This is a genomic window from Vibrio sp. T13N, assembly GCF_032970445.1.
In the GTDB taxonomy this organism is placed as follows: domain Bacteria; phylum Pseudomonadota; class Gammaproteobacteria; order Enterobacterales; family Vibrionaceae; genus Vibrio; species Vibrio diabolicus.
The window spans coordinates 22,788-36,177 of the sequence record NZ_JAWJYE010000002.1 but is presented as its reverse complement, the minus strand read 5'-3'; the positions used below and the strand labels follow the sequence as shown (position 1 = coordinate 36,177).

Genomic DNA, 13,390 nt, shown 5'->3' with positions numbered 1-13,390 from the left:
CAGTCATCAATAAAAAGCCCCAAAACACGAAGCCCTGATGTCACGAGTGTCATCAGGGCTTATCTTATGCTCATTATTTTAACGATGATCAACGATATTAATCACGGTGAGATAGCAAATTACGCACAGCAGTTACAATTGCGCTTATATTTGTCCATTTTGCCAATACCAGGGTTAAAGGTGTTGGTTGGATCTAGCTCGTGGTAAAACTTCTGCAGCGAATTTTCAGCTTCGTACAAGTGACCCACATTATGTTCTGCTGGGTATTTAGCACCACGTCTATTGAGGTGTTCTAACATCAGCTTTTTCATCAACTTCGTGTCGGTCCCTTTTTTGAAAATGTAATCTTGATGGAATACATAACACATAAAGTGACCATAATAGAGCGCTTGAACAAGGTTCTTACTCACCGCTTCCGGTAAAGTTTCTAGCCACTCTTCATCATTACGTCGCAAAGCGATATCAAGTGCAACGATGTCTTCTACGTCTTTTCGGTGAATCGTCTCGTAACGAATTGCTGCACCTGCTGCTGCAAAGCGATGTAAATAAGCTTTTTTACCCTCTTCCGGCGTACACTCGAAGAAATCACAGTCGTCTTCAACAGCCCAAACTTTTTTGAGGTATTTTTGCGCTTCAGCAATACCACCATCACTCATTTTCAATACCAGGTGATGCTCATACTTGTCACGGAAATCCAGCATTCGTTCTGGTAAATGTTGTGGGAACAACTTACTCGCGTAGTACAAAATGGTATCCGGCAGGTATTTACTAACAAACGGGACGCGCTCTAAGAAATTTTCTACTTTAGCTTTAAGTGCAAACATTTTTGGCAGCTTATCTGTGCCTAATAAGTCGATGGATAAGAAGACATCTTTGCCGTACTTCTCTGCCATGTTGAAGATATCTCGATGCAAGTATTCTCCCATCTCAGGCAAGTTCTCAAACGTAGATAAGAAATCTTTTCGCAGCTTCGTCAGTTTCGCAGGATCATTGGTGCCAAGGTAAAAAACCTGCTCTTTTTCGGGTACTGGGTAGCTATCAACTCGAACGGCGAAAACACCCAATTTACCAGCGCAGCCACTGGCTTCAAATAATCGACGTTCATCGGCATTAAAGCGAGAAGGAATGTCAGAAGTCACGTCTCGAACACGTTCATCGTATTCTTTGTCTGATGCCATTCGCCCGTCATGAATGATCTTCGCTGGGTCAAAGTTTCCTTCTTGCAGGTTTGTCAGAATTTCTTCTGGCGTTTCACCTAAACCTTCAATACCAAGGTGGTTAACCAGGTGTAATTGGCCTTGCTTATCGACCTGCGCATAGATCGCCAGTTCGGTGTAAGCAGGACCACGCTTGACTAACGCACCGCCTGAGTTATTGGCGATACCACCAACCACAGTGGCACCTAATGATGAAGAACCGATGATAGAGTGCGGCGCTCGGTTCACCGCCTTCAATTCTTTTTCCAATGAGTGCAAACTTGCACCAGGCAAGCATACCGCCTGCTTACCACCATCTAATAAGTGAATCTTCTTGATTTTGGTAATATTGATCACAACCACATCACGGTCATAATCATTACCACTTGGAGCTGAGCCTTCTGTTAAACCTGTTTTGGCAGCCTGCATAATAATAATGCAGTTTGCTTCAACGCACTGTTTAATGATCTTCCATTGTTCTACAAGAGTATTAGGAAACACGATAGCAAGTGCAGTACCACTACCTGAGCGAAAACCCGAACGATAGTATTTTGTTTTAACCTCGTCGGTTAGGACATTTTCTTCCCCAACGATAGTTTTAAATTCATCAATCAGCTGCTTTTGTTTCATATCCGTATCTCTAGTTATTGTACTTCGCTCACATCACCGTTTAATGACGGTAATGGGCGTTTGAGCCACTATAAGCAGTCCATTTCTCGGCGTCTATGTCAGGCAGGCGAGCAATACTTAACCAACAGACAACAAACAAAATAATTCTTTTATTTTTCTGTTACTTATCTTTCACATTCGGAAAATTTAACGCAAGAAACAGACCGTTTCTTAAAAGAAACAATAGCAAAACCATTTGTTAACAGTTGTGCGCGGCATCTTGTTATCAATATTAGTGATAAAACAAGGAGAAAGCTTAAGCTTCTAAATTTATAAGAATTATTAGAAATGAAGATGGAAACAATAACTCAACACCAACATAACGATTGGTGTTGAGTTATTGTCTTAAAATCGATGATTTTGACTTTGAAAGCTGGTGTATAGATGATCAATGAAGATCTTAATTTTTTCTGGCTGTTGACGAGTGTAAGGATACACTGCATAAATACCCAAACATTTGGCGGTTTCGTCTTTGAACAATTGAATCAGGCGGCCTTGCTTTAAGTCTTCATAAACCAAGACACGTGGCACATAGATGATTCCCTGCCCTAACAGCGCCACATTTCTCAATACAGAAGAATTGTTGGTACAGAGGTTACCGTCGACTGTAATTTGATATACCTCGTCTCCATCTTTAAACGCCCACTCATGCGCTCCTGTTTCTTGGTAGGAATAGACTAAACAATTGTGTTTATCCAAGGCTTGAGGTTGTTTAGGTATGCCATGTTTAGCCAGGTATTGGGGTGACGCGCAAATAATCCAATTCGCATCCACCAGCTTTCTTGCAATCAGACTAGAATCTGGCAACACACCCGTTCTAATTGCCAGATCAAAACGTTCATTCACGATATCGACGAAACGATTATCTAGATCCATATCGATATTGATGTCAGGATATTTCTGATTAAACTCATTGATCACTTGAGGAAGAATTAACTCACCAGAGATAGTGGGTACAGAAACTTTAATGTTTCCAGATAAATTCTTACCTAACCCCACAATGGATTCTTCTGCCGTTGCCACCGCTTGATAAACGGCTTTTGCATGAGTAAAGAACGCTCGCCCTGCCTCCGTCAACGTTAACGTTCGCGTTGTTCGGTAAAGAAGCTGTACACCAAGCTCTTGCTCAAGCTTCGCGATGCGTTTACTGACAACCGATTTGGTCAATGACATGTGTCTTGCTGCAGCGCTAAATGAGCCTTGCTCGATCAGGTGATAGAAAATGATGTAATCGTCGGTATTTCTCATGCGTCTTCGTCAAATCCTTTGGAGACCGACATTTTAAACTGATATTGATCAATCTGCGAAATATCGGGTCACACTTAACAGCATAACTGGTGACAGAAACAAGTGTTATACCCACAGTTCAAGAAATTGGGATGGCGTAAATTTATCAATATTCAGATACAAAAAAACCAGCTTTCGCTGGTTTTAAGTTGATGCACTTGGCATCGAGATACCGCAATTGCCATATCTGAATAATTTGGAGCGACACACGAGGTTCGAACTCGTGACCTCAACCTTGGCAAGGTTGCGCTCTACCAACTGAGCTAGTGTCGCATTGATTCTCGAAAGCCATTCACTCTCAAAGAATAATGGAGGCGCCTCCCGGAGTCGAACCGAGGTCCACGGATTTGCAATCCGCTGCATAGCCACTCTGCCAAGGCGCCTTTTTTACTTCGCTTCAGGGCTCTTCCCCGTTGCGTTGGTGGCTACTTTACGGATTGAGAGAAGATAGTCAAACAAAAATCTTTCATTTTCTGTTTGTTTGATTTCTTTTAAGCCAATTAGACCAAAGTTCGATCTTATCGGCTTAAAACGAAGCAATATAAATCTAGCTTTCTGTACGTTTTACTCAATAGAATTTCAATGTCACTTAGTAATTACCGACCCGTTTAAGCAACCTGCCCACAACATTAGGATGATAAGACCACGTGTGATCAAACATCGACATCAATGCCGGGTTTCCGTATTTAGATAGGCTGATCGCGTGAAAACGGTTTTTCTTCGCTTTAAGCGCATCCACTTTGGCAAGCAACTCGTCTTGTTGTTTTGGCGCGATAAAGTCGGAAATGACCACCATATCGGCATTTTTGTACTTATCACCGCTCATCAAGTCGATAGATTTGATCAAAGTTGGCTCTAAGTCTGTACCACCATGGAAGCTATAAGTTAAAAAGTCCGCCGCCTCGCGCAGACCATCTTGTTTGGTTAGCTCGTACGTAATGTGTTCCGTCGAAAAAATAATGACATAGCAATCACGTTGCTCCGCTAATGCAATTTGCATCAGCGCATAAGCCATGGCTTTGGCGCATTGCTCAGGAAACCCGCTCATTGAGCCGGACGCGTCCACACACACAATAAACGGTCCTTTTTCGATATCTACCGCTTTGTTGTCAGGTCGGTGAGCTTTAACTTTACGTAACGTGCGCGATTTGCCCTGTGTACGGTAGTTCATAAGTCGTTTATCGACTAAGTGTTTATAGAACACGACCTCGAGTTCAGGATACGCCAAAAACATCGTTTCGTTGGGAAGTAGCTTATTTAAATCATCGCTTTCGTGAATGCCGACAATATCATCTGTCGCTTCATCACTCTTCTCTTCGATCATTTGTAGCTCTTCGGTAGGCGCGCGGTTAAGTTCGGGATCATTCACTTGCCCCGCCATACGACCAAGTTGCTCGGCTATTTCTTGCAAGCCTTGGTGCTTCTTCAGAAACTCCGCATGGCGTTTCATCACTGTTAAGTCAGTTTTGCTCAACTTGGCAGATGCCATATCCCATAAGCGCCCTACACTTTCAGCATCACCCGACTCCGTGACCTTATCCATATTACGCATGGTCTCCATACGCTGATACAGGTCATTCAGCACTTTCTCTTTATTGGCCTCAAGCTCGCTTACTTGCGCTTGCTTAATCGCATCGGCTAGGCTTTGGTACCATTGATCACAGAAGTAATGTGGGAACATGGGATTATTCATCCCCTTGTTCTTCTCCATCATTCGGCGAGCCTGCATATAAAAAGCGGAGTGCCACTCAAGCTTTTTAATCACATCTTCGATGTTTTCGAAAAACGCCTCTTCATCCCAGTGAATGACCTCTTGATATAAAGACAGCTCTTGTTGGAAACGCTCTGTCTCACATACCTTGGTAATCCGTTTTTTAACACTGCCTCGCCACTTTAATAAGTGGCCTTTGACTGAAGATTTAACGCCTCGGTTTTCCGCCATCATCATGACTTGTGAACGCGCCATTAAATCATTAACTGCGCTATCGATGATGCCAGAGTCGGCTACCATCAGCGCGAGGTTAAGTCCGTCTGCACCTAGCATGTCGTCTCCTTATGAGAAAAACTGATGTAAGTTTTTAAAGCGTTGGATAACTTTCTCGCTTTCAGCTTGGATAGACTCAAGTCTCTGACTGACCTGCTGAAGACTCGACTCCATTAGGCGTGGTAGTTCAGGATCAACAAAGCTATGCGGAAGCGCATCATGGAAATTCGCTTTTACCTTGCGCATATGGTGCTCTGCTTCACTGAGTTGATTTACGGCTTTTTCACTCTGCGTTAACCACTTTTGGTAAAGCTCTACATCCAAGCCCTCTTGAGTCACTAAGCTCACCAGAATGCCTCGGTTTGCGATATCACGGATAACTAGGTTATTTGCGGCATCAACATCAAATCGTAAACGACACATGTTGGTGTTTTGATTGACGTAGCCATACACATCACCGTGTCCCTCTTTGATGACTCGGTCTAGTTCATCTTTTGGCACGTAAACCCAGCGGCTATCGCCTTTCTCTGACTCTGAAACCGACATGTTGCTTTGCAAAATAACCAATTTAACTAAGTTAACGGCTGCGCCAACTTTGTAGGTCTTAGCTTTAGAGGTATCAAAACGCATGGTTTCTTTGCGCAGAATACCCGTTGCCGCTTCAGACGTTAACGTCATGCGGTAGGCATCTTCAAGCTCATGCTGAACATCGACCAAAGACTCGCGACAGTATTCAATTTCCTGCTCGGCGTCTTGTTGGTCAAATGCATGTTTTAGGGCGAACTCTTGGACCACTTCGCGTACCACGTCTCGCGATTCAGGGCTGTTCCATAAACAATCTTGCAGCAACAGTAGATCAAGTGGGTTGATTTCATCGCGGCCATTAAAAAACGCGCTCGCTTTTAGCAATTTCACGGCTTTCTTCCAGCGGCGGTCAGACACATACATGTCGGTATTAGCGACATCGCCAAACTGAGCTTCGACTTTGCTTTCTAACATCGTTTTAAGCTGGAAAAGCTTCTCGAATGCATTATCGGTTAACGTCAGCTTGTCGAGCTGCTGTTGCCATTGATGATATTCTTCATCTGTTATTGCTAGCCCTTCTGGCACTTGTGCCTCTTGTGACGTGCCTACCGTCAACATCGACTTAAAGTTTTGTTTATTCTGAATTCGATTCACAAACACGCGCACCAACATGCGGTCATAGAGTGCATCCAAACCGCTGTCTTCATCTGGCAGTTCATTGGAAGCCGATACCAACAAACGCATTGGCACACGCTCAATATCGCTGCCATTTTTGAACGTTTTCTCATTGACCACTGTCAGCAATGTATTCAGAATGGCGGGGCCCGCCTTCCAGATTTCATCTAAAAATACGACTTGTGCGGTTGGCAAATACCCTTTAGTTAAGCGAACATAACGACCGTTATCTTTGAGTTCTTGAATACTCAGTGGCCCAAAAACTTCTTCAGGTGTTGAGAATCGAGTCATCAGGTATTCAAAGTAACTGCTATTATCGAACGCTTGGATAAGTCGCTTGGCAATTAAGCTTTTTGCAATGCCAGGTGGGCCTAAAAGAAAAACACTTTCACCAGCAAGTGCCGCAAGGAGGCAGAGCTTGATGGTATGTTCGCGTTCATAAACGCCATCCGTTAACGCTTTAGCCAACTTGTTGATGCGTTCTGAGAGAAGCGCTTTTTCGGCATTTGAGGCAAATAAGGTTTGTGTCATACGTTCTCCGGCTGCTGAACTGGTATTGCGTTAACATTTTTATACACTTGTTATAACTTTGTTACAAATGTATTTTGTTGAATTCCCCTTATAGCAGATGCTTACCCCCTTCTTTAGCAAGCAATCAAAGTTTCCATTTATGAGATACAGCTCACTGAAAGTGCAAACGCTTTCGTCGTGTTGCAACATTTTTTGCTTTTGTTTCCCACCATTTGTGGTTAATGTCGAAAAACGTCAAAATGCGGTAACAGCTAGGGTTAATAACTGCATGAGCAAAATAATTCATAAATGGAAGCAAATTTCTCTGATTGAAGAAGAGGTTATGCTTCCTACAGGACAGGCAATTACGCACACCACAATCCATCACCCGGGCGCTGCGGTGATTCTCCCGATTACAACGGAAGGAGAGATAGTCCTTGTCCATCAATTTCGCCCTTCACTTAATAAATGGCTTTTGGAGCTTCCTGCTGGTACAAGAGAAGGCAATGAAGACCCTCTCTGCTGCGCGAAAAGAGAGCTAGAAGAAGAAACGGGCTATAGTGCAGAAAAATTCACCTCTCTCGGCCAAGTCACTCCCCTTGCCGGATTTTGTGATGAGATACAGTACCTATTTGTTGCTGAGAAGCTCAGCCAAACCAACCGTTACGAATGTGATGAAGATGAAGTGATTGAGGTTGTTACCTTGTCACTCCAACAACTCGAAGACAAGATTATTGATGGCACAATTACCGATGCCAAAACGATCGCTTGTTTAAGCAAAGCGCGCCTTTGCGGATATATTTAGGACTTTGACCAAGGAGACATTCATGGATTTTCGATCAGATACCGTTACACAGCCTACCCAAGCCATGCGAGAGGCCATGTTTAAGGCCCCCGTTGGGGATGATGTTTATGGTGATGACCCTACGGTCAATGAGCTTGAGGAGTTTGCCGCAGAGCTTGCAGGATTCGAAGCGGCTTTGTTTACCACTTCAGGCACGCAAGCCAATCTGCTCGGCCTAATGGCGCATTGTGAACGCGGAGATGAATATCTGTGTGGGCAGCAAGCACATAACTACAAGTACGAAGCCGGCGGCGCAGCAGTACTTGGGTCAATTCAACCTCAACCAGTCGAAAATAACCCAGATGGCACACTCCCATTTGATAAACTGGCAGCGGCGATTAAGCCAGATGATTGTCACTTTGCTCGTACCAAGCTGCTCAGCTTAGAAAACACGATTAATGGTAAAGTATTACCTCTGTCTTATTTAGCAGAAGCACGTGATTTCGTGAATAAACATAACTTGCAGATGCATCTAGATGGCGCTCGCGTTTTTAATGCAGCCGCTGCGCTTGATGTTCCGGTAAAAGAAATCGGTCAGTATTTTGATTCAATGACGATTTGTCTGTCGAAAGGTTTGGCTGCCCCTGTTGGTTCGTTACTGCTTGGTAGCAAAGAGTACATCGCAAAAGCACGTCGCTTAAGAAAGATGGTCGGCGGTGGTATGCGTCAAGCGGGTATTCTTGCCGCAGCAGGCAAACTCGCCCTTACCGAACAAGTGGAACAGCTAAAACAAGATCATACCAACGCAAAAACCTTAGCGGAAGGTTTAGCTGAACTGCCTGGTTTTTCAGTCAACCCTGAATTTGTTCAAACGAATATCGTATTCGCGAAGCTTGATCCTCAAGTGGACATAGTAAATATCGCTGCGAAACTAAAGGAACAAAATATCACGATAACACCTGGAAACCCCATTCGTTTCGTGACTCATAAAGACATTTCAGCGCAAGATATCGACAATTTCTTATCAAGCATTAAATCTCTGCTTTAGTTTGATTTTGATCATTGAGCTTCCCCTAAGGGGAAGCTTTATTGTATCGATATGACTTTTTAGCGAATAGACAATCTTCATGTTCAGATTTGTACTTCTAACCTCTCTTATTTTCTCTTCCGCTAGCCATGCCGCGCCTTTTGGTGATGCTGATAAAGGTAAAATCAAATCCCCTAGCTGCGTCTATTGTCATGGTGCAACAGGCGTCGCAGGTAATGATGCCTATCCAAATCTTGCAGGTCAAAATGCCCAGTATCTATACGATGCGATGAAGTCTTACCAAGCAGGCGAACGTAAAGGGCCGCTTGCCGAAATGATGGGCGCACAATTAAGAATGTTAAATGATGAGGATCTTCGTGATGTCGCTGCATTTTATGCAGAACAGACGCAAGACAAATGATTTGTTTATCTCGGCTCACAACAAGAGCTTGTGAGCCCTCGACCCGAGCCAAAACATTTAACCAAACTTTGCTTGTAAAATAATCACAATGACTTCACTTCAAATATTTGATGAATTTATAGTTCAATATTTCCATTAATGTTGACTTTTTATTCTGTTTTATTGATATTTCATGCTTCATTGAATTTAACGTGAAGTAAGTTATGTCTCACACACATGCGCAACCAACGGACTCGGTTGCTACACCCAAATCATGGCAGATGCCAGATACCCTCATTTTGATCTTCATTGTTGGTATTCTCGCTGCGATTCTTACCTACTTAATTCCTGCTGGCCATTTTGACAGTCAGCAAGTGACTTATATGGTCGATGGTGCAGAAAAAACTCGCACGGTTATCGATCCATCTTCTTTCTCTTATGCAACCGACGAAAACGGTGAATTGGTTTACAACAAGGTTGGCCTGTTTGCTTCTGGTGGTGGCATTGGTTTAATGAACTTCCCATTCGAAGGGCTAGTTTCAGGCTCTAAATGGGGCAGCGCGATCGGCGTGATTATGTTCATGTTGGTTATCGGTGGTGCTTTCGGCGTTGTAATGCGAACAGGCACCATCGACAACGGTATCTTGCGCCTTATCGATAAGACCAAAGGTAACGAAGCGCTATTCATTCCAGTGCTATTTTTGCTGTTCTCTCTGGGCGGTGCGGTATTTGGTATGGGTGAAGAAGCCGTAGCATTTGCGATTATTATCGCTCCGCTTATGGTTCGCCTTGGTTACGATGGTATCACTACGGTAATGGTGACCTACGTGGCGACTCAAATTGGTTTCGCAACATCTTGGATGAACCCTTTCTCTGTTGCTATTGCACAAGGTATTGCGGGAGTACCTGTTTTATCCGGCATGACAGTGCGCATGGGGTTATGGGCTGGCTTTACGTTAATCGGTATCGCCTTCACCATGATCTACGCCGCTCGCGTGAAGTCAAACCCAGAACTTTCTTACAGTCACCGCACAGACAAATATTTCCGTCAGCAAGAGCTTGGCAATCAAGATTCTCGTTGGAATATCGGCGATACACTCGTTATTCTTACGGTTATTGCAACCACAGTATGGGTTGTTTGGGGCGTGGTCGCTAACGCATGGTACATCCCAGAAATCGCTTCTCAATTCTTCACTATGGGCTTTGTTGTCGCGATCATCGGTACGATTTTTCGCTTAAACGGTATGACGCTCAACTGCGCAGCCGATGCGTTTAAGGAGGGGGCGGCTATTATGCTTGCTCCTGCTCTATTGGTTGGTTGTGCGAAAGGTGTGTTACTTATCCTAGGTGGCGGTACGACTGATGAAGCGAGTGTACTGAATTCTATTCTGAACAGTGCTGGCGGCGTGATCAGTGGGCTTCCTGACGTAGCTGCGGCATGGTTAATGTATGTATTCCAATCTATCTTCAACTTCTTCGTTACTTCCGGATCTGGACAAGCGGCACTGACGATGCCTTTATTAGCGCCATTGGCGGATATTGCAGGTGTCACGCGCCAAGTTGCCGTTTTGTCATTCCAACTTGGAGATGGTTTTACCAACGTTATCGTCCCTACTTCAGCATCCTTGATGGCAACACTTGGTGTCTGCCGCATCGACTGGGGTGACTGGGCAAAATTCTGCTGGCGATTTATCCTATTACTCTTTACCCTGTCGAGTGTCGTCGTTATCGCAGCTCACATAATGGGGTTTGCGTAAAACGAAATCAATTGGCACAAGGCGAGACACGTTCTCGCCTTATTAATACTCTTCGTATGGCGACGTTAAGGTTTTAGATTGGCTTATGGTTTTGGAGTGGTAACTTTAATGGCAACACAACTTCTCGATGACATGATTCAAGGTCATCAAGTGATTCAATCTCTCAATGTAGCAGACCTAGGTCCGGGTGAGCATAAGTTTTGGTTCCGCATCGCGACCAACGCGATCTCTCAGTGGCAACATCTTCCTGTTTTGGTATTCAAAGGTGAAAAACCTGGCAAGAAAATCATGATCACCGCAGGGGTTCATGGTGATGAATATAATGGTGTGTTAGCAGCGCAGAAGACCGCTAGAGAACTCATTGGCACTGAAGTCGCTGGTACTGTCACTATTATTCCAACCATTAACATGCCAGGTATGCTAAACCACAGCCGCGATTTCTATTCCGCAGACCCGGATGCGTCTCCTGCAAACTTAAACCGCTTTTTCCCTGGTGACCAAAACGGCAATGAGGCACAACGCTACTTATATGCATTGTGGAATGATCTGCTCAAACCAAATGCTGACTTAGCCATTGACCTTCACACTCAAACCAGTGGTGCGGCCTATCCACTATACGTGTTTGCAGACTTCCGAATTGAGCAATCATTAGAAATGGCTCGTCTCATTAATCCTGATGCGATTTTAAATGATCCCGGAGATGCAGGCGTCCTTGAAACAGTTTGGAATAACCATGGTGTCCCAAGCATTACGGTTGAAGTGGGTATGGGGCGCTACACAGAGCAAAAACTCATTAGTCGAACCGTATCAGGCATTTTTAATGTGTTGAAGCAGCATAACGTCGTAGAAGGTGAGATAGAGCCTATCACTTCATGCTTGGAAGGAAACGAGATCGTCAGTGTGAAAGCGACACATGGCGGCTTTGTACTACCTCATGTTGGTTTGATGGATTTTGTCGAGCAAGGCCAAATGGTTGCTATTCAATACGACAGCTTTGGCACTGAAGTTGAGCACTACACTGCCCCAACAAGTGGTACAGTGCTCAGCCACAATGTGGAATCTATTCGGGCGCCTGGCTCTCTGATCGTTCGTTTGATTAAGTAAACCATAACCGTTTGTCGATAGATCCACCTTTCGACGCTCACTCAAATTTATATAAGCCCCATCACGAGTAATCACAAATGATGGGCCTATATTTTTGATTACATGAGGTTACAAGGTAACAAAAACATTCCAAGCAAAACTCAAAACCGCTAGACAGAAACTTCGCTTCTGTTGATTTTAGAAGTCACATTGATGAACTTAAAACTGTCGTCCACTCTCTTGATCAACGAGAATTAGCTCATCTAACGCGAAACCTTTCTCTTTAGCAACCTGCTTAAAACGCTCCAGGATTTTCTCATCAACGTTGGGTGTTCTAGACAATAGCCACAAGTAGTCGTGGTTGTAACCGGAGACAAACGCATAGTCATAGTTTTCACCTAGCTCAAACACAATGTAAGAAGAATAGATTGGCCCAAAAAAGGAGACTTTTAAGTGCCCAACCGTTTCGTCTTCAACAAAATAAGCTTTACCTTCAGCTTCGGACCACTGTTGCTCTTCTTCTGAATATCCGCGGTTTGTCACCTTAACCCCACCATCCTTGCGAAGCCGATACTCGGCCGTAACGTTGGATAGACCACGCTCAAACGAATGATCGAGCCGTGCGATTTCGTACCACTTGCCTAGATAAGGCTCTAAATCAAAATTGTTAACTGGCTCCACCCCATCAGGTTTAGAGGTACAGCCAAATAAAGTTACAAGTGATAAAAGTAATAATGTTTTTAGCGATTTCATACAACACCTAAATTTGATTTAGTGATTGATTTTACTGTAGAAGGTAGCAAATCGATCACTAAGTCGCACCACTGTCCCAAAGGTACGTAGCTACACATCACAGTTCTTCATTATCAATAGCATGCTGAACACCAAAACCTCGTTATGTCAGCAATTCCCTAACAATATTGTTCTATGTTTGACTTACAAGTTGGTCATACTTGTATATTTTGTCAGCATTTAACCGTATGCATATAGAAACTTTGCACAATATAGACATACGCTGTCATATCACCCTCCTATAATACGTCGCGATATAGACAGAGGTTATTGTTATGAAATTAAAAACAGTGTCAGTTTGTGCACTTTTGGTATTGCTTGCAGGTTGCCAGCAGGAAAACCCAAGCCAAGCGACACAATTAACAACCTCGGCAGATGTATGTAATACACAAGGAAACATGCCAGGTGGGTGGAATGAGTTTAATGCTACCCCTGATGCACAAAAGGCAATGGCTTTTGTTTTGAAAAGAATGGACACAATAGCGTCGTTCAAACAAATACTGAACGTTCACGCGCAAATCGTTAGCGGCGTCAACTATGCCATTGAGTTTGAATTGGATGATGGCTCTATTTGGAATACAGTTGTTTATCGCAACCTAGATGGTGAGTATGCGATTACCCAGTCGCCAAAAGAAGGCCACTTTTGCGAACAGTAGCGATTAAGTAAGAAAGCCCCTAGATAGGGGCTTTGGGTTTTGTGA

At 43.9% G+C, this 13,390-nt stretch carries 11 protein-coding genes and 2 tRNA genes; 6 read left to right on the top strand and 7 right to left on the bottom strand.

The annotated features are described in order from the left end of the window. Positions 1–119: 119 nt before the first annotated feature. The 6 genes from dld to R2S67_RS03210 form a co-directional block, all read right to left on the bottom strand. Positions 120–1,826 carry a D-lactate dehydrogenase gene (gene dld / locus R2S67_RS03235; RefSeq protein ID WP_317342189.1) on the bottom strand — a complete coding sequence of 569 codons (1,707 nt, stop codon included), beginning with the start codon at positions 1,824–1,826 and terminating at the stop codon, positions 120–122. A 384-nt stretch (positions 1,827–2,210) separates the two neighbouring features. Beyond that, positions 2,211–3,113 carry a LysR family transcriptional regulator gene (locus R2S67_RS03230; protein WP_203342454.1) on the bottom strand — a complete coding sequence of 301 codons (903 nt, stop codon included), beginning with the start codon at positions 3,111–3,113 and terminating at the stop codon, positions 2,211–2,213. A gap of 236 nt (positions 3,114–3,349) precedes the next feature. After that, positions 3,350–3,425: transfer RNA gene (locus R2S67_RS03225), tRNA-Gly, on the bottom strand. Positions 3,426–3,461: 36 nt separating this feature from the next. Continuing rightward, a tRNA-Cys gene (locus R2S67_RS03220) sits at positions 3,462–3,535 on the bottom strand. A 206-nt stretch (positions 3,536–3,741) separates the two neighbouring features. Further along, positions 3,742–5,196: an ATPase RavA stimulator ViaA gene (gene viaA, locus R2S67_RS03215; protein ID WP_012842207.1), complete on the bottom strand. Its 1,455-nt coding sequence runs from the start codon at positions 5,194–5,196 to the stop codon at positions 3,742–3,744. Positions 5,197–5,205: 9 nt separating this feature from the next. After that, on the bottom strand, positions 5,206–6,867 hold the full coding sequence (locus R2S67_RS03210; RefSeq protein ID WP_005396405.1) for an ATPase RavA domain-containing protein: 1,662 nt from the start codon (positions 6,865–6,867) through the stop codon (positions 5,206–5,208). Positions 6,868–7,135: 268 nt separating this feature from the next. On the opposite strand from R2S67_RS03210, the gene R2S67_RS03205 reads away from it, so the two are divergent. The 5 genes from R2S67_RS03205 to R2S67_RS03185 all read left to right on the top strand — a co-directional run bounded on the left by R2S67_RS03205 (position 7,136) and on the right by R2S67_RS03185 (position 11,918). Next, positions 7,136–7,651, top strand: a complete 516-nt coding sequence (locus R2S67_RS03205; protein WP_005396403.1) for an NUDIX hydrolase — start codon at positions 7,136–7,138, stop codon at positions 7,649–7,651. Between the two features lie 22 nt (positions 7,652–7,673). Then, positions 7,674–8,678, top strand: coding sequence for a low-specificity L-threonine aldolase (gene ltaE / locus R2S67_RS03200; RefSeq protein WP_005396402.1), 1,005 nt, complete (start codon positions 7,674–7,676; stop codon positions 8,676–8,678). Positions 8,679–8,757: 79 nt separating this feature from the next. Continuing rightward, the gene (locus R2S67_RS03195; RefSeq protein ID WP_005396401.1) at positions 8,758–9,078 is read left to right on the top strand and encodes a c-type cytochrome; all 321 of its coding nucleotides are present in this window, start codon (positions 8,758–8,760) and stop codon (positions 9,076–9,078) included. A 203-nt stretch (positions 9,079–9,281) separates the two neighbouring features. Beyond that, on the top strand, positions 9,282–10,814 hold the full coding sequence (yfcC, locus tag R2S67_RS03190; RefSeq protein WP_145472987.1) for a putative basic amino acid antiporter YfcC: 1,533 nt from the start codon (positions 9,282–9,284) through the stop codon (positions 10,812–10,814). Between the two features lie 108 nt (positions 10,815–10,922). Continuing rightward, positions 10,923–11,918: a succinylglutamate desuccinylase/aspartoacylase family protein gene (locus R2S67_RS03185; protein WP_134645718.1), complete on the top strand. Its 996-nt coding sequence runs from the start codon at positions 10,923–10,925 to the stop codon at positions 11,916–11,918. A gap of 198 nt (positions 11,919–12,116) precedes the next feature. Here R2S67_RS03185 and R2S67_RS03180 read toward each other — a convergent pair whose 3' ends face one another. Then, positions 12,117–12,650: a lipocalin family protein gene (locus R2S67_RS03180; RefSeq protein ID WP_256952379.1), complete on the bottom strand. Its 534-nt coding sequence runs from the start codon at positions 12,648–12,650 to the stop codon at positions 12,117–12,119. 314 nt (positions 12,651–12,964) lie between these two features. Here R2S67_RS03180 and R2S67_RS03175 point away from each other — a divergent pair, with 314 nt between their 5' ends. After that, positions 12,965–13,345 (top strand): cystatin family protein, encoded by a 381-nt coding sequence (locus R2S67_RS03175; RefSeq protein ID WP_005396397.1) that lies wholly within the window; start codon positions 12,965–12,967, stop codon positions 13,343–13,345. The last annotated feature ends 45 nt before the right edge of the window (positions 13,346–13,390 follow it).

Coding starts and splice junctions, on each gene's coding strand:
- dld (WP_317342189.1), bottom strand. CDS start 1,826: ATGAAACAAAAGCAGCTGATTGATGAATTTAAAACTATCGTTGGGGAA.
- R2S67_RS03230 (WP_203342454.1), bottom strand. CDS start 3,113: ATGAGAAATACCGACGATTACATCATTTTCTATCACCTGATCGAGCAA.
- viaA (WP_012842207.1), bottom strand. CDS start 5,196: ATGCTAGGTGCAGACGGACTTAACCTCGCGCTGATGGTAGCCGACTCT.
- R2S67_RS03210 (WP_005396405.1), bottom strand. CDS start 6,867: ATGACACAAACCTTATTTGCCTCAAATGCCGAAAAAGCGCTTCTCTCA.
- R2S67_RS03205 (WP_005396403.1), top strand. CDS start 7,136: ATGAGCAAAATAATTCATAAATGGAAGCAAATTTCTCTGATTGAAGAA.
- ltaE (WP_005396402.1), top strand. CDS start 7,674: ATGGATTTTCGATCAGATACCGTTACACAGCCTACCCAAGCCATGCGA.
- R2S67_RS03195 (WP_005396401.1), top strand. CDS start 8,758: ATGTTCAGATTTGTACTTCTAACCTCTCTTATTTTCTCTTCCGCTAGC.
- yfcC (WP_145472987.1), top strand. CDS start 9,282: ATGTCTCACACACATGCGCAACCAACGGACTCGGTTGCTACACCCAAA.
- R2S67_RS03185 (WP_134645718.1), top strand. CDS start 10,923: ATGGCAACACAACTTCTCGATGACATGATTCAAGGTCATCAAGTGATT.
- R2S67_RS03180 (WP_256952379.1), bottom strand. CDS start 12,650: ATGAAATCGCTAAAAACATTATTACTTTTATCACTTGTAACTTTATTT.
- R2S67_RS03175 (WP_005396397.1), top strand. CDS start 12,965: ATGAAATTAAAAACAGTGTCAGTTTGTGCACTTTTGGTATTGCTTGCA.